Origin of the sequence: Siminovitchia terrae, assembly GCF_003605405.2 — a bacterium.
Lineage (GTDB): Bacteria > Bacillota > Bacilli > Bacillales > Bacillaceae_C > Siminovitchia > Siminovitchia terrae.
In genome coordinates, this window is sequence record NZ_QYTW02000005.1 from 74,544 (window position 1) to 90,702 (window position 16,159).

16 protein-coding genes are annotated in these 16,159 nt (G+C 40.0%); 12 read left to right on the forward strand and 4 right to left on the reverse strand.

What is annotated here, in order from left to right; all coding sequences use genetic code 11:
- Nucleotides 1-111 precede the first annotated feature (111 nt).
- From D5F11_RS07480 to D5F11_RS26135, 5 genes are all read left to right on the forward strand, one after another.
- The gene (locus D5F11_RS07480) at nucleotides 112-1,050 is read left to right on the forward strand and encodes an ABC transporter ATP-binding protein (protein WP_120117598.1); all 939 of its coding nucleotides are present in this window, start codon (nucleotides 112-114) and stop codon (nucleotides 1,048-1,050) included.
- Nucleotides 1,051-1,068: 18 nt separating this feature from the next.
- Nucleotides 1,069-2,178, forward strand: a complete 1,110-nt coding sequence (locus D5F11_RS07485; protein ID WP_120117599.1) for an ABC transporter permease — start codon at nucleotides 1,069-1,071, stop codon at nucleotides 2,176-2,178.
- 1 nt (nucleotide 2,179) lies between these two features.
- Nucleotides 2,180-3,322 (forward strand): ABC transporter permease, encoded by a 1,143-nt coding sequence (locus D5F11_RS07490; RefSeq protein ID WP_120117600.1) that lies wholly within the window; start codon nucleotides 2,180-2,182, stop codon nucleotides 3,320-3,322.
- A 376-nt stretch (nucleotides 3,323-3,698) separates the two neighbouring features.
- On the forward strand, nucleotides 3,699-5,273 hold the full coding sequence (locus tag D5F11_RS07495) for a Vga family ABC-F type ribosomal protection protein (RefSeq protein WP_120117601.1): 1,575 nt from the start codon (nucleotides 3,699-3,701) through the stop codon (nucleotides 5,271-5,273).
- A 435-nt stretch (nucleotides 5,274-5,708) separates the two neighbouring features.
- Entirely contained in the window at nucleotides 5,709-5,885 is a 177-nt protein-coding gene (locus tag D5F11_RS26135; protein WP_185830559.1) for a hypothetical protein, read from the forward strand.
- On the opposite strand, the gene D5F11_RS07500 is transcribed toward D5F11_RS26135, so the two are convergent.
- The 4 genes from D5F11_RS07500 to D5F11_RS07515 form a co-directional block, all read right to left on the reverse strand.
- Complete coding sequence (locus D5F11_RS07500) at nucleotides 5,877-6,338, reverse strand: tripartite tricarboxylate transporter TctB family protein (protein WP_120117602.1); 462 nt, start codon at nucleotides 6,336-6,338, stop codon at nucleotides 5,877-5,879. The genes D5F11_RS26135 and D5F11_RS07500 overlap by 9 nt on opposite strands.
- Nucleotides 6,332-7,873 (reverse strand): tripartite tricarboxylate transporter permease, encoded by a 1,542-nt coding sequence (locus D5F11_RS07505; protein ID WP_120117603.1) that lies wholly within the window; start codon nucleotides 7,871-7,873, stop codon nucleotides 6,332-6,334. The genes D5F11_RS07500 and D5F11_RS07505 overlap by 7 nt, the downstream gene beginning before the upstream one ends.
- A 54-nt stretch (nucleotides 7,874-7,927) precedes the next feature.
- Nucleotides 7,928-8,884, reverse strand: coding sequence for a tripartite tricarboxylate transporter substrate binding protein (locus D5F11_RS07510; RefSeq protein WP_120117604.1), 957 nt, complete (start codon nucleotides 8,882-8,884; stop codon nucleotides 7,928-7,930).
- 149 nt (nucleotides 8,885-9,033) lie between these two features.
- Nucleotides 9,034-9,519 carry a GNAT family N-acetyltransferase gene (locus tag D5F11_RS07515; RefSeq protein ID WP_120117605.1) on the reverse strand — a complete coding sequence of 162 codons (486 nt, stop codon included), beginning with the start codon at nucleotides 9,517-9,519 and terminating at the stop codon, nucleotides 9,034-9,036.
- Nucleotides 9,520-9,631: 112 nt separating this feature from the next.
- Between D5F11_RS07515 and D5F11_RS27320 the strand changes: the two genes are divergently transcribed.
- The 7 genes from D5F11_RS27320 to D5F11_RS07545 all read left to right on the forward strand — a co-directional run bounded on the left by D5F11_RS27320 (nucleotide 9,632) and on the right by D5F11_RS07545 (nucleotide 16,103).
- Complete coding sequence (locus tag D5F11_RS27320; protein ID WP_245998130.1) at nucleotides 9,632-9,859, forward strand: SMI1/KNR4 family protein; 228 nt, start codon at nucleotides 9,632-9,634, stop codon at nucleotides 9,857-9,859.
- A gap of 323 nt (nucleotides 9,860-10,182) precedes the next feature.
- Entirely contained in the window at nucleotides 10,183-10,317 is a 135-nt protein-coding gene (locus D5F11_RS27720) for a hypothetical protein (RefSeq protein ID WP_280519799.1), read from the forward strand.
- Between the two features lie 497 nt (nucleotides 10,318-10,814).
- Complete coding sequence (locus tag D5F11_RS28030; RefSeq protein WP_373316435.1) at nucleotides 10,815-10,937, forward strand: hypothetical protein; 123 nt, start codon at nucleotides 10,815-10,817, stop codon at nucleotides 10,935-10,937.
- A 482-nt stretch (nucleotides 10,938-11,419) separates the two neighbouring features.
- Entirely contained in the window at nucleotides 11,420-13,165 is a 1,746-nt protein-coding gene (locus D5F11_RS07530) for an ABC transporter ATP-binding protein (RefSeq protein WP_120117608.1), read from the forward strand.
- Nucleotides 13,162-14,913: an ABC transporter ATP-binding protein gene (locus tag D5F11_RS07535; protein ID WP_120117609.1), complete on the forward strand. Its 1,752-nt coding sequence runs from the start codon at nucleotides 13,162-13,164 to the stop codon at nucleotides 14,911-14,913. Before D5F11_RS07530 ends, D5F11_RS07535 begins: the two co-directional genes overlap by 4 nt.
- A 339-nt stretch (nucleotides 14,914-15,252) precedes the next feature.
- A complete protein-coding gene (locus D5F11_RS07540) occupies nucleotides 15,253-15,570 on the forward strand; it encodes a PadR family transcriptional regulator (RefSeq protein ID WP_120117621.1) in 318 nt (105 codons plus the stop codon).
- On the forward strand, nucleotides 15,570-16,103 hold the full coding sequence (locus tag D5F11_RS07545; RefSeq protein WP_120117610.1) for a DUF2812 domain-containing protein: 534 nt from the start codon (nucleotides 15,570-15,572) through the stop codon (nucleotides 16,101-16,103). The genes D5F11_RS07540 and D5F11_RS07545 overlap by 1 nt, the downstream gene beginning before the upstream one ends.
- Nucleotides 16,104-16,159 lie beyond the last annotated feature (56 nt).

Here is a 16,159-nt window from a genome sequence, read left to right on the forward strand (position 1 = left end):
ACTTCATGTCAAGTTATGAAGGAATGCACTTATTCTGTGCGTTCTTTTTTTTTATACTAATTACAAGGCTAGAAGTTGGTTCACAACAAAGCTGATTGGAGAGATGAGAATATGAATATTTTGGAAATTCATGATTTAACAAAGAAATTTGGTGATTTTATTGCTGTTGATGACATGTCTTTATCTATATCAGAGGGGGAAATTTTTGGGTTTTTAGGGTCTAATGGAGCCGGTAAGAGTACGGCCATCAATATGATCACAGGTCTATTGCGTAAAAATAAAGGTTCAATCAAGATTCTAGGGAAAGAGACGAGCAAGCATAGCGAGTTTATCAAAAAGCATATCGGACTGGTACCTCAGGAGTTAGCGATTTATGAAGATTTAAGCGCCTATGAAAATGTGAAATTTTTTGCGGGTTTATATGGTTTGCGCGGACAGGAGCTTGAGGAGCGGACGGTGGAAGCACTGGAATTCGTAGGTTTAGCTGAAAAAAAGAAAAGTTATCCCAAAACCTTTTCTGGCGGAATGAAGCGACGGCTCAATATCGCTTGTGCGATTGCCCATCAACCTAAATTGATCATTATGGATGAACCGACAGTCGGAATTGATCCACAATCCAGAAACTATATATTGGCATCGGTCCGAAAGCTGAATGAAATGGGTTGTACAATCATTTATACGAGCCATTACATGGAAGAAGTGGAAGAAATCTGCACGCGGATTGCCATTATTGACCATGGAAAAATCATTGCTGAAGGAACGAAAGAACAGCTTAAATCTTTAATAACAGATTTCAAGGTTATCTTTATCGAGGTAAAATCTTCGGATAAGATTGATGTGGAAGCAATTCATGGTATTCAAGGGGTGGCAAACGTAAAAGTAGTTGAAAACACGGTGCAAATCCATACGGAACTAGGTGTCAACAATTTGAATCAGATCATCGCTTATTTTATTAATCATCGCATTGAAATCCGATCCTTGGATGAAAAAGAACCTAATCTGGAAACGGTATTTTTAACATTGACGGGTAGGAATTTGCGGGATTCGTAAATAAGGAGGAAAAATGTGATGAATATGCTGCAAATAGCCTTAAAGGAAATTAAGCATGACTTTAGGGATATTCGGACACTTGTGTTTATGTTTGCTTTCCCCATTGTACTCATTCTTGTGCTCGGATCAGCGCTCTCTGGTGCATTTAAAGGTGAGATTTCCATTGACGATTTGTACGTTTTATATGAGGATACGAACAACAGCGAGTCCCAATCATTTGAGACCTTTGCAAAGGAGGCGGCTAAATCAGGGATTCATTTTAAGATGCTGCCAGAGGGTTTAAATGGTAAAGATGAGGTAGAGCAAGGGAATGCGGATGGGTTTGTAATAAGTGATCAAGCAGGAATCCATCTGTATGTGAATGAACGAAACAGTTTAAATGGAAGTATTTTACAAGGCTTTCTTGCTTCCTATGTTGACACATTCAATTTGATCACAGAGGTGACAAAGAAGGATTCTGGAAAATTTGAGACGGAATTTACGCTCCAGGCCAAACAAGATTATATTCAGGAACATGCCATTCTTCCGAAAAAGCAACCTGGATCGATGGATTATTATGCTATTGTGGTGACAACGATGGTAGCATTGTATGCAGCGATGGCCTCAGCCCATTTAATTGGACATGAACGATCGCGCAATACAGCTGCAAGGTTAATGGTGGCTCCGATTAATAAACGTGACATTTTTATTGGGAAAGTGTTAGGAAGTATCGTTATGAATGGTGTTTGTGTTGCTTTAGTGGTTGTATTCAGCATGATAGTATACCGTGCAAATTGGGGAGAGCACTTGGGTTTGGTATTTTTAGTATTGCTGACTGAAGTGATTCTTGCTGTTAGCTTCGGGCTTGGGATGGGCTTTCTGATGAAATCGCCGATACCGGTAATCATGATCGTCGTACAGCTGGCATCGTTCTTCGGTGGAGCCTATTTTAAAATTGAGAACCCGGAAGGAGTATTTAAGTTCATTACTTATCTTTCTCCGTTGACTTTGGAAAATAAAGCAATAATCAATATGGTTTATGCCAACGATTTATCGTTCATTTTACCAGCAATCGGAATGAATCTTAGTCTTGCCTTTTTATTTTTACTGATTTCGAGTATTTCACTAAGGCGACAGGAGGGATTGTAAAATGCAAGATACTTTCTGGCTGGTTAGTAAAACATTGCGCACTACATTTCGGAGCAAGAAAAACATTTTATTATATTTAATCACTCCATTGGCAGGGATATTCATTGCTTTACTTGCTTATGGGGGGCAGGATAAAGTTACAACTATTGGTGTGGTAAACCATGATGAGGGAACAATCTCAACCGAGACCATTGCCTTTTTAAAAAGGCTGGACCATCTCAAGGTGGAGGAAATAAAGGATACTTCCATTACGAATAAACTAACGTCGGGTTCGATGGATAGTGTTGTAACATTTGAGCAGGGCTATTCAGAAAGTGTTCTAACCGGAAAACCGGATCATATTGACATCACATCCATCAAGGGAGAAAGCGTGACGGGCTTTATCAAAACCTATTTGTATCAATATATCGATAATCTAACTCTAATTGCCATGAATGCAGATGGAGATTTGGACCAATTTGCCAGGATGTATAACGATTATCGACAAGCGGATTTCCAACTAAAAACGACAGCTCTCAAAGATTCTTCTACCAGCAAAAATATGACGTATATGTCCATTGGTTTTTTAATCATGATCATGATGCAATCATCGAATAATTTGTCTGAGATCATTTTGGCAGAAAAGGAAAATCGCACATATTTTCGTCTATTGTCGACTCCGGTTACAGCGCGAAAATATATCTTCTCTAACGTAATAGTGAATATGATTGTCATGATCATTCAGGCAGTTGTTACCCTTAGTGCCCTTTCACTGGTCTTTCATATTGATTTAAATATTCCGCTTTGGAAGGCTTTAGTGGTTATGGTCATTTTTTCCTTGATTGCTGTTGGTCTCTCACTTGTTATTGTTGCTTTCTCCAATAGCAGAAAAGCAGCAAGTGGTTTATCCAGTCTGATTATTATACCGACTGTCATGCTTTCAGGGTGTTTTTGGCCGATTGAGGTCATGCCAAAGTCGATTCAAAAAATATCTGAGTTTCTGCCCCAGCGCTGGACGTTGGATACCTTGACTAAACTGCAGGAAGGTAGGGATTTTGGCAGCCTGTATTTAAACATTCTGATCTTGTTTGCTTTTGCTGCAGCCTTCTTTCTCGTTGCAATTTATAAGTTTAGCCGTAACAACAGTACCAAGAGCTTTATTTAAACGAGAAATATGAGAGGATAATTTTGGGTTTTCAATTAACAGCATGTATGAAAATGCGAACTTTAAGAACCGGAGCATTTGACAATTTTTATCATACGATATAAAGTAAATGTAAATCAATGAACGGAAGGGTGAACCAACTAGATGAAGTACTAATCCTATTTTCGAAAACCATTTATTGAAGGTCTTATGAACAGAAGATTTTTGTCTTCTTTCTGCTGCCTTCAATCAGAGTTTTCAGAATAGGATAGGACTTATATAGTTGTGCCCAAAAGGAGTCGTCTCTTTTTGGCGTCTCACTATACTTGTACCTCCTATTCTGAATGCAGATAGGGGGCTTTTTTATGCCGCAGATTCAGAGAATGGGGATGGTTGGATGGTTTTATTAGAAGTAACTAACATAAAGCACTATATTAAGGAGCGTTTGTTGTTTGATATTGAACAATTACAGATTAATAAACATGATCGGATTGGTTTGGTTGGCCGTAATGGGAGCGGAAAGACCACATTGCTGAATATTCTGTCCGGAAGGCTGGAACCGGATCAAGGCTCAGTAATACATCATGTAACGAGAGAGCTTTTACCTCAGCTAAAAAGGACAGACACAACTAAAAGTGGTGGAGAAGTGACGCAAGAGTACATTAATCAGGCACTCATCAGCGATCCCGAAATATTATTTGCAGACGAACCGACAACGAATTTGGATTCTGAGCATATTGAATGGGTTGAAAAGAAGCTGGCTGGGTGGAAAGGAGCTTTTGTGCTTGTATCCCATGACCGTGCATTTTTAGATGCCCTTTGTACAACGATTTGGGAAATCAATGATGGAAAAATAAAGGTGTACAAGGGCAATTACAGCGATTATGCAGAACAAAAAGACTTAGAAATTCGTCAAAAGCGTCTGGCTTATGAAACATATGAAGCAAAGAAAAAACAGTTAGAAGAAGCATTGAGAGTAAAAGAACGTAAAGCCGAAAGAGCAACAAAAACACCGAAAAAGGTGAGCAAATCAGAGGCGAAAATTACGGGAGCGAAACCATACTTTGCGAAAAAGCAAAAGAAGCTGCAAAAGACGGCAAAAACAATTGAAACGAGGATGGAAAAACTTGAAAAGGTGGAGAAAGTTACAGAAACTCCACCGCTGAAAATGAATCTACCCAATGCGGATACATTCAAAGACCGGATTATTCTTCGTGCAGAGAATATTACCGGTGTCGCTGGTGACCGCCTGCTTTGGAACAAAGCGAGCTTTCAGGTTCGCGGTGGAGAAAAACTTGCCATCATCGGGCCAAATGGAAGCGGAAAAACGACTCTTGTAAAAAAGATCATCAATCAAGGCGAAGGCATTACGATTTCACCGGCCATGAAAATAGGTTATTTCAGTCAAAATTTAAATATATTGGATATCCAAAAATCAGTATTGGAAAATGTTAGCTCCACGTCCAAGCACGACGAAGCGCTGATTCGAACAGTATTGGCAAGGCTACATTTTTTTCGGGATGATGTTCTTAAAGCAGTGAGCGTTCTTAGCGGGGGTGAGCGGGTAAAAGCGGCGCTTGCTAAAATATTTTTAAGTGATATTAATACATTGGTTTTAGATGAGCCGACGAATTACCTTGATATTGAAGCGGTTCATGCATTGGAGTTACTTTTAAAAGAATATGAAGGAACTGTCATTTTCGTTTCGCATGACCGCCGGTTCATTGAAAATGTTGCCACACGGATTCTGGCTATTCGAAAAGGTAGAATTGACTTGTTTGAAGGAACGTATAGGGAATTTGAAAATCATAAAGACAAAAAGTCCCGGGATAGCAGGGAAGATCAACGCCTTGTACTTGAAACAAAAATATCAGAGATATTGAGCCGCTTAAGCATAGAGCCAAGTGATGAGCTTGATAGGGAGTTTCAAAGACTTTTGAAAGAAAAAAGGAGCTTGGACGCCCTCGACTAGTCTATAAACTAGACAGAGGGTGCCCAAAAAGGGAAGTGGACGTTCTTTCTTGCCTCTATTAAAAATAGCTACGATTAGTGAAGAGAGATGCACATCGCAAGTGGTATCCAGTCAAACCGGGTACGGAATGGCAGTATGCTCTATTATAGTAAGTACTGTCCGTTTCAGCGGAATACTGTCCATAGAAAAGAAATACTGTCCGTGCCAGCAGAATACTATCCGAGAAAAAGAAATATTGTCCGTATCAGCGAAAATACTGTCCGTTAAGTCCAAACTAAGTTCAAACTGACGCAACTAAGAAAGATAGCTGCTCAAAATGCAAAATCAGCCGGCGAAACCGTCCGGCTGATTTACTTTAGGCGCTTTTTAGATAACCCTTTCTTACAATCATTTTAACTTCATTCAGCAGAAGTCTCCACAACTGTAAGTGGTGAGATGAATGCATATTGGTATTCCATTCAGTGGGGGTTCAAACCCCGGCTGAATAAAGTTAAAGCCTCCGGCGGATGCCACAGATTTTTAGAGGGAATTTATCGAGCGAAGCTCAATAAAATCTGGGCGCAAATACGCCAAGGCGCATTTGATGGCAGCAGTCTGAGATCACTAACCTAACAAACCTTCAGGTAGAGGAACATTAAATACGTATCGAAACAATACATAAAAGGTTGTGCTGAATACAATTGAAATGAATAATGCCTGAAACAATAATAAGCGACGGCTCTTAGTATTTCCTTCTTTTGGTAAAATCCAGATGGATGCCGCTAGATAAATGATACTTGCGGGCAAAAAACCAATGAAACTGATTAAAATAAAGTAACAAACCATACCGGAGGCAACCTGGATGACCTTTCGCTTGCGAACATTTATAAAATAGTCTGCTGCTTCTTTTTTAAAAAGGCTTTTTATGAAATAAATAAAGCTCAAAAGGAACAAAATGATACACACGGTTCGCGGAAAAATATAACTCATCTCGGATAAGCCTCTTGTTTCCCAAAGACCAACGAGGGAGATGAAAAGAAGTAAAAAGGAGCTGATAAGATCGATCTTTGATTTAATCGTTACCACCTTTCACCACTCGCCTTCTTTTTCGGATAGGCCTCACTCGATGTTTTCGTACCTTCCTTTTTGGCCATCGAAGTAAGCAGAGGACTTATGATCGAAATCATACATAAAATAATCAGCACAACAGAGAGGGGACGGGAAAGAAACAAGGAATAGATACTGCCAGAGGCTTTACCAAGAAGAAGGGACTGAGCAAAGCCTCTTTCTGCAATTGGCCCGAGAATAAAACCGAGTACAATTGGCGCAGGATGAAAACCGAAGTTTTTCAAGAAAAATGCCAATATCCCGAATCCGATTAACATGGCTATATCCAATAGACTGTTTCTAATGGAGTAGGTTCCGATGATCGTCATAAAAACAATAGAAGGAGCTAGAATATAATTGGGCACTGCAAGAATCTTTCCGACATATTTTGATCCGATTAAAGCAAAAATTAACATCAGTATGTTCGCAACAATAAATCCGATTAAAAACGTATAGACCAAACCTGTTTGTTCTTTCATCAGATTGGGGCCCGGCATAATACCTTGCATCATTAAAGCACCTAGGATGATGGCTGCTGGAGGCGACCCGGGAATCCCCAACGATAAAAGAGGAACCAAAGAACCTCCGACCTCAGCATTATTGGAAGTTTCTGCCGCCATTACGCCATCGATATTACCTTTTCCAAACGATTGTTTGTCTTTTGAGAATCTGACCGCAGCATCATAGGATAATAAAGCGGCTACATTTCCACCGGCTCCCGGGATGATTCCGACAATTATTCCTATAATGGAGGAACGAAGGATGAATATCGGTTTTTTTATCAGGTAGAAAAAAACCTTCATCATTAAATTTTTTTCTTTTTTTATAAATTGCTGGGATTTTACTTCATTTTTAACCATTGAAATGACTTCTGGTATGCAAAAAAAGGCAATGAGAATGACAACCATATCCAATCCTGACTGCAGGCTTGAAAAACCGAGGGTAAACCGTGACTCTCCCCCGACAGGTGATATTCCGATGGTGCCCAAAAGCAACCCCATACATCCTCCGATTAATCCCTTTAATAACGTGCCGGAGGAAAGAGTGGCAATCATGGTTAAACCAAGCACGGCCACCCAAAAATATTCCGAAGGTCCAAAGCTCAGGGCCCACTTTGCCAATACGGGTGTCAAGAATAAGAGGGCGAATCCCCCTATAACCCCGCCAATTCCAGAACTTAAGGCCGCCATGATTAAGGCATGGGAGGCTTTCCCTTTTTGCGCCAATGGGTAACCATCAAAAGTGGTCGCAATCGCCGAAGGAGTTCCAGGTGTATTGATTAGAATGGCAGAGATACACCCTCCATAAATCCCGCCGACATACAATCCCCCCATTGTAATGAGCGAAGTTTCGGGATGCATGGTAAATGTAAAGGGCAATAGGAGAGCGAGTGCCATTGTAGCGGTCAAACCGGGCAAAGCACCCACAATAATTCCGATAAGCACGCCGAGACACAGGAGAAGCAGATTCATTGGATCTGTTAATGAACTGATGATATGTGGTAAATAATCCATTTGTTTGCCTCCTTATTTAGGGGCGCTTTACTTAAAAGGCAATCCTGACATTCATTATTTATACATGCTTTTGTATTCTTCTATTTTCGTTTCAATATATTTCAGAGACTCCTTGTGTCCCATCGTTTTAGGCTCGAATCCTTCTTCATACATTTGATCCTTTACACCAGGCTCTTCCAATATATCTAAAAATGCCTTTTCCAAAGTTTTAATTATCTCTGGATCGGTCCCGAATGGTACGGCTACTCCGCGGTCTATGGAGGCTGTCATCTTATAGCCGGCTTCCTTGAATGTCGGGATGTCAGGCATTGGCTCAAATGTTTCATCAGATCCGATCGCCAGGATTTTCATGTCTTCTGTGTATGTTAATAAATCACTGGAGTTTGCCAAAATTGCCTCTGTATTCCCTCCAAGGAAAGCTTGTATAGATGGACCTGCACCATCAAAAGGAACATATTGCATCTGGATTCCAGCCAGTTCCTGTAGTTGTAAAAATGCCATATGATGTCCAGTATGATTGCCGGAGCCTGCTACTGTAATCTTTCCGGGCGAAGCCTTTGCTTTCTGTACGAGTTGTTCCAACGAATGAATATCACTGTCTTTGGAAACCGCGATTGCAATCGGTGTTGCTTGGAAAATCGCTATTGGTATTATATCCTCTGTTCTATAACCAGTATCTTTGTTGGCCAACGGCTGAAGAATAATATGTGGGATATTAATACCTGCAAGAAAATATCCATCTGGCTTTTTGTTGGTTAATTCGCTCCAGCCCACTGAACCCCCGCCGCCTGGTTTATATTGTATGACGATCTTTTGCCCCAGTTGCTTTTCAAGATAAGGCTGCTGGCGTCGTGCTTCAACATCCGATTGTCCACCCGGTTCAAATGGGATACTGTATGTAATGGATTTATCAGGATAAGGATTTGATTCTTCTTTAGCAGGAGCAGAGCATGATGCCAAAAAGAATACCAAAATAGCCGTTGACATAAAGATGGACATTTTACTTTTCACAAAGCTTCCCCCCTGTTTTTCGGCTATAAGAAAAATAGACTGGCGGTAAGTCATATTCATTGTATTCAGCCTAATCTTTGTCCCATTACACTGAGAAAAAGAGTTTTGACAATCATTATTACAGTGAGGAACACCAGTTCATCAGGTTTTTACACCAACAAGACCATTCTGATCGTTTTTAAAATATGTCCATCAAAATCATCCTCAAATTCTGAGCAGGCTGTAAACCCTTTAGCCGTGTAAAAAGCCACCCCGCTCCGATTTTTCTTTTCAACATTCACAAAAAGTTTTCTGATGTCTTTTAGATTTTTAATTCCAGTTTCAAGTAAAGCTGTGCCTAGACCTTTGCCTTGGTATGCGGGATCAATATAAATTGCTGCAAGCTCAGCTTCTCCATTTTTCTTTACATCAGAAAAGTCGGCGAAGCCGGTAAGGGTATGATCCATTTCTGAAATAAAAATGTTGGACCTTTCCAATCTTATTCTTATCATCTCATCACTGTATGCCGTATCTAGAAAGCTATCCTGGATTTTCAACGGGATAATCCCTTCGTATGTGTTATTCCAGCTTATTCTTGCGACATGTTGGACTTGAGAAATGTCATCAGGCAACATTTTTCGTATAAGATATTTCAAAATAATCCCTCCCTTTTGTTTCGGTTACTATACCACCGATAATAGAATGATAGAAACGATATATGATATTATAAGCGGAAAGAGTAGTAGCTAGTATTTGATAGGTGAGCGTTTGGCAGATAAACTGAAGACAACTTCCGCTTTAAAATGGTTTCCTGGTCGAGGGGTGGAAGAGAACTGGATAGCGGAATTGGAAGAGGAAGTAGGATTCGGCTTGCCACCGTCATATCGCTGGTGGCTAGTTTATTACGGAAATGCCCGGCTGAATGGGGGGAATATTTTATCAATCGCTTCCCCGGAGAATATGACGACACAGATCTTCTTTATATACATAGGTTGAATAAGGCCGAGGAGTGGTGGGTAAGCCGATTTCCCCATAGACTAGATTTGTTCGTTCCGGATAGTGACGAGCTTTATTTTTTTGATACGTCTTCCAGAGATGAACAGGGTGAATTTCCGATTATGTGTTATGATCTCATGAATGAATTGATCGACACATATGCTTCGACGTTTGCGGAGTTTTTAGAACGGTTGATCGACGAGCGTTCTTAAATAAGAATACGTCTTCAATCGTAGCTTGAACCTCCATGGTCTCGTTGGTGGAATTATTCGAGGTGCTGATCGAAGAACATTTTTTATATAAAAGCGAGGAGTAACTATAATATGGAACTGATCATTGGAGCGGCGGTCGTTTTAATCGTATTTTTTTCTTCCAGTATCATCGAAAGGAGATTAAAAAATATTGAGAAACAAAATGAACGTATGATAGAAATTCTTGAGGAGATCAGGAAAAAATGACAAGGGATGGCATGCATATTAGGATTATTTAGAGTTTGTATCGCGGATTTAGTGAAACACGAAAACAAAGAGCATAAACTAATTAAGGAAGAAGTTGACCAACTAAACGGCATTGTAAAGGAGGCTCTGGCTGATTCGGAAACGCTTTTTTTTTGTTGCGGAAATAGATGGACAAATCGTTGGGACGATAGCGCAAAAGAATCCAAATCAACTAATCTCTGAAAATATAGAAATGGAGCCAAATGTATATGAGATGGCCAGTGTTTATCTTTATTCAGCAGAACTCTCCCACCTCTATAAGTGGTGAGATGACTGCAAATTGGTATTCCATTCAGTAGGGGTTCAAACCTCGGCTGAATAAAGTTAAAGCCTCCGGCGGATGCCACAGATTTTAAGAGGAAATTTATCGAGCGAAGCTCGATAAAATCTGGGCGCAAATACGCCAAGGCGCATTTGTTATACATCCTTCTTATCAACGTCAGGGAATTGGGAAAACATTGTTTCACCATATAAAAAATGAATTCATTCGGCAAGGGCATAAGAAGTTTTACTTGGATGCCGGATTTTCAAGCTCTCAACAATATTGGGAACATATATTGGGAAAACCCCGTTTATATTAAAAGATTATTGGGGGAAAGGCGAGCATCATCTTATATGGGGCGAAAGTATCTAAAATCTAAATCAGGCTGAAAACTCGGAACTAAAAATCCCCTAACTGTTGACAATTATTTGAAAAGGATGATAATATTCAAGAACACTAAATACTTTTTCAGTAAAATAATTTCTGTTCAAGATTTTCCAAGGGGGTATGGATAATGCTATTTCGTACAATAAATGATCCGTTAAATTTCATACATTATCCAAACCAGTTCAATGTATAAATGTGATTACAACTAGACAAAAGGGTTGGATGAAACTTCTATACCCAATTTAAGGCGCATACCCTTTTAGGGTATGCGTTTTTTGTGCTTGGTAAATTCTTGTAAAAATGACAAAAAGGAGTAGATGATCATGATCAAAAATCAAAAAAGGATGTCACGGAAAGAAAAGTTGCTTGATAGCGGGTAGCCATATTCAAAACCTATGAAAGAAGGTTTAATCTATGTTTGATGTTTTGGGAAAGTTGGGATGGTTCTTCGGGCGTTATTGGATGCAATATACCATTGCGATTGTTTTGCTCATCATTGCCAGTGCAATGGAAGTCGTGCCACCATACTTGCTGGGCAATATTATCGACATTTTAACCGCCGGTGAAATGACGAAAACCATATTGGCACAATATATGCTCATCTTTGCTGTAATCATTGTCGGAGGCTATTTATTAAACTTTGTTTGGGAATATCGCTTATTTGAAGGGGCCATCAATCTAGAAAAGATTATGCGTCGTAAATTAATGCTTCAATTTTTGAAAATGACGCCGACTTTTTATGAAAAAAATCGTACCGGGGACTTGATGGCACGTGCCACAAACGATTTGAATGCTGTCTCGTTGACGGCTGGATTTGGCATTATGACCCTTATTGATTCCACTTTATATCTAGGTGCGATTGTTTGTGCCATGGGCTTTATGATCTCATGGAAATTGACTTTATTTGCTATGCTGCCTGTTCCGATTATGGCGGTATTGATCCAATATTATGGCAGGCTTGTACATGAACGATATGTGAAGGCACAGGATGCATTTGGTGAATTAAATGACAGTGTTTTGGAATCAGTATCAGGAGTTCGTGTGGTTCGAGCATACGTTCAGGAAAAGAAGGACGAAGCCAGGTTTGCTGAAATGAGTGAAAAAGTATATGAAAAAAATATCCAGACAGCCAGAATCAATGCTCTTTTTGGTCCGATCACGAAATTAGGTACGGGGATCAGCTATGTCATCTCGTTAGGATATGGAGCATTTTTGGTATCAACCGGTGCAATGACGGTCGGTCAGCTTGTCACCTTTATTGTTTATTTAGGACTTGCCGTATGGCCGATTTTTGCAATCGGTGAATTGATCAATGTGATGCAGCAGGGGAATGCGTCACTTGATCGGGTCCAGGAAACTCTTGATTACCAAGCGGACGTACAGAATGAACCGAATCCTAAGATGGTAAAGAGGCCAAATATGATTGGGTTTCATGATTTGGACTTTCAATATCCAACAAGCCAAGCGAAAAACTTGCAGGAGATCTCTTTATCTATTGCAAGAGGAGAGACCCTTGGCATCGTTGGAAAAACAGGGGCTGGGAAAACTACTTTCTTAAGACAACTGCTGCGTGAATACCCCCTCGATAAAGGCCGATTGACGATTGACGGGATAGAACTAACCTCACAATCAAAGGAGCAGATTCTGGATTGGATCGGGTATGTGCCCCAGGACCACGTCCTTTTTTCAAGAACAATCCGAGAGAATATCTTCTTTGGCAAAGAAGATGCCACCGATGCCGATATTAGAAAAGCCATTCGCCTTGCCTCCTTTGAAAAAGATTTGGAAAATCTTCCGATGGGGCTTGAAACACTTGTAGGCGAAAAAGGTGTTTCTTTATCAGGTGGTCAAAAGCAGCGTGTATCCATTGCACGTGCACTTATCAAAGATCCAGAAATATTGATTTTGGATGATTCGCTGTCGGCTGTTGATGCAAATACAGAGGCGAATATCATCAAAAATATTCAACATGAAAGAAAAGGGAAAACTACTATCATTACGACGCATCGTTTATCAAGTGTTCAACACGCAGATCAAATTATCGTACTGGATGAAGGGCGAATTGTGGAGCAAGGAACACATGAGGAGCTTGTTCAACAAAACGGCTGGTATAAAGAACAATTTGACCGCCAGCAGTTGGAAGGAGGAAGCTCATCATGAGTACAAGTAAGCGTTTAGTAAAATATGCTTTGTATTTTAAACAGCCTATTTTTCTCGGTTTATTTCTCCTGACAGGGGCAGTCATTGCAGAGCTTACCGGCCCGTTTATCGCAAAGCATATCATCGATGAACATATGACGATGGGACATATTCAAGTGGAGCCGATTGCCTGGCTACTTTGTATTTATTTAATTTTGGCGATGATTACAGCTGTGCTGCGTTATTTCATGTTTGTTTACTTGCAAATAGGCGCAAACCGCGTTGTACAAAAGCTGCGTCAAGACGTGTTTGGGCACATTCAAACTTTGCCCATCCAGTATTTTGATCATCTCCCTGCCGGAAAAATTGTTGCACGTGTTACGAATGATACAGAGGCAGTCAGAAATTTATACGTCCAGGTCCTTTCCAATATTGCAACAAGTGTCATTTCAATCGGCGGAGTATACGTAGCGCTGTTTATTTTAAATTGGAAAATGGCAGTGATTGCTTTGGTCATGATACCTGGTGTTTATCTTTGGATGATTTTGTATCGAAGATATGCATCGGAATACAACAAGGTGATCCGTACAAAAATTGCCGATCTTAATGCCATGATTAATGAATCCATTCAGGGAATGTCGATAATACAGGCCTTCCGCCGTGAGAAGCAGATGACGAAAGAATTTGATGAAATGAATGAAGAACATTATGCTTATCAGCGAAAATTATTGTTTTTAGATTCTGCGACTTCTTTTAACTTGGTAAGCGCGATTCGCCTGATCATGTTTGCGATTTTTATTCTCTACTTTGGTACCAGATCAATTACAGCAGGAGCATTTGTAACTGCTGGTACCTTATATGCATTTGTGGATTATTTAACGAAGTTATTTACCCCGATTACGAACATCGTCAATCAGTTTTCACAGCTTGAGCGTTCCCTTGTTGCTGGAAACCGGGTGTTCGAAGTATTGGATCTGGACGGGGAGAAAGTATCGAAGAAAACAATACCGAGATATAAGGGAAATGTTGTTTTCAAAGATGTGTTTTTCGCTTATAAAGATGATGAATATGTGTTGCAAAACATATCTTTTGCAGCTAAACAAGGCGAAACTGTGGCACTGGTCGGCCATACGGGCTCCGGAAAAAGCTCCATCATGAATCTATTGTTTCGGTTCTATGATCCGCAAAAAGGAAAAGTTTACATTGATGGAGTAGACATAACATCGGTGCCAAGGCAAACAATCCGCCAGCATATGGGGATTGTGTTACAGGATCCATATTTGTTCACGGGGACAGTATTGTCAAACATAAGCTTAAATGAACCGCGAATTACTCGAGAAAAGGCTGAAGCAGCGTTGAAAGCAGTAGGTGCGGAACATGTACTCGGAAATTTGGAAAAAGGCATTGATGAGCCTGTTGTTGAGAAAGGCAGTACACTCTCTTCTGGTCAGCGCCAGCTCATTTCATTTGCAAGGGCGCTAGCTTTTGATCCCGCTATATTAATATTGGATGAGGCAACTTCCAGCATTGATACTGAAACAGAAGAGATCATCCAGCATGCAATGGATGTCCTGAAGAAAGGACGAACAACATTCATCATTGCTCATCGTCTCTCCACTATAAAAAATGCGGATAGGATTCTTGTGTTGGAACGGGGGATCATTAAAGAGCAGGGAACTCATGATGAGTTATTGAAGCTGGGCGGCATATATACCAAAATGTATCAAATGCAGGCGAGATCACTTGATAAAAAAGTGAGTGCGCAATAGAGACGAAGGGGCAAGGAAATGGGGGGGCCTTGCCCCTTCTATTTTTTATTTATCTTTTAACTTCATACAGCAGAAATCTCCCACTTCTGGAAGTGGTGAGATGAATGTAGATTGGTGTTCCATTCAGTAGGGGTTCAAACCCGGCTGAATAAAGTCAAAGCTTCCGGCGGATGCCACAGATTTTCAGAGGAAATTTATCGAGCGGAGCTCGATAAAATCTGGGCGCAAATACGCCAAGGCGCATTTGATAAAGATGCAAACTTTGCATTGACCAATATATCACTTTGTGATATATTTCTTTTGGGTATATCACAAAGTGATATAAAGGGAGGGCAAAGATTGAAATCCATTGAGCATCTTACAGACTCTGTATTTTATATTATGGCTGCATTTACCGAACCAAGGCATGGATATGCAGTGATGAGTTTAGTGGAAGAAACAACAAAGGGTTCATTTGTTATAGGACCTGCTTCTCTTTATACGATTATTAAGAAACTATTAAAAGAGGAACTTATCGTGTTGCATGATGACTCAGATTCGCGTAGAAAAATATATATATTAACCCAAAAAGGCCGCGAGGTGTTACATAGAGATATCTTACGTCGAAAAGCCATGATTGAATTGGCGGAAAAAGGTCTAGATAGGGGGATTCAGTAATGCCAAGTACAAAATATCTCATGTCAAACGGTCTTGCGTTTTTTGAAGAGAAAGATATGGATAAGCTGCGACAAAAAGCATTAAAGGGCTGGCACTTGAAAAGGTTTCGTTGTGCAGGTTATGAGTTAGAAAAAGGTGAATGCGAAGACGTAATTTTCAACATAGATTATCGTACATTGCAGCCAAATGAAGAAAATGAGTATTTTGAAATGTTTTCGTATGCAGGTTGGACACATGTTTGTTCTAGCCATAATATGCATATTTTTAAAGCAAAGAAGGGAACAGTTCCGATATACAGTGATGTAGAATCTTCTAGAGATAAAATAGTACGCTTAGCAAAATCACTTAGAATAGCAGTGGCATTCTTTGTTGGATTGACAGTAATTTCATGGCTAATGATGACATTGACTTCGGGATTCGTTCAAAATATCAGCAGAGGGGCATTTCTTATTACATTTGTATTTACAATACCAGCAATCATGACATATACGGCAACTTATTATCATAAGTGGAAACAAGGAATAGAAAAATAAATGATTTACTTAATCAAAATATTAATATTAAGAATGATGAAGAGGTGAAAAGGTGC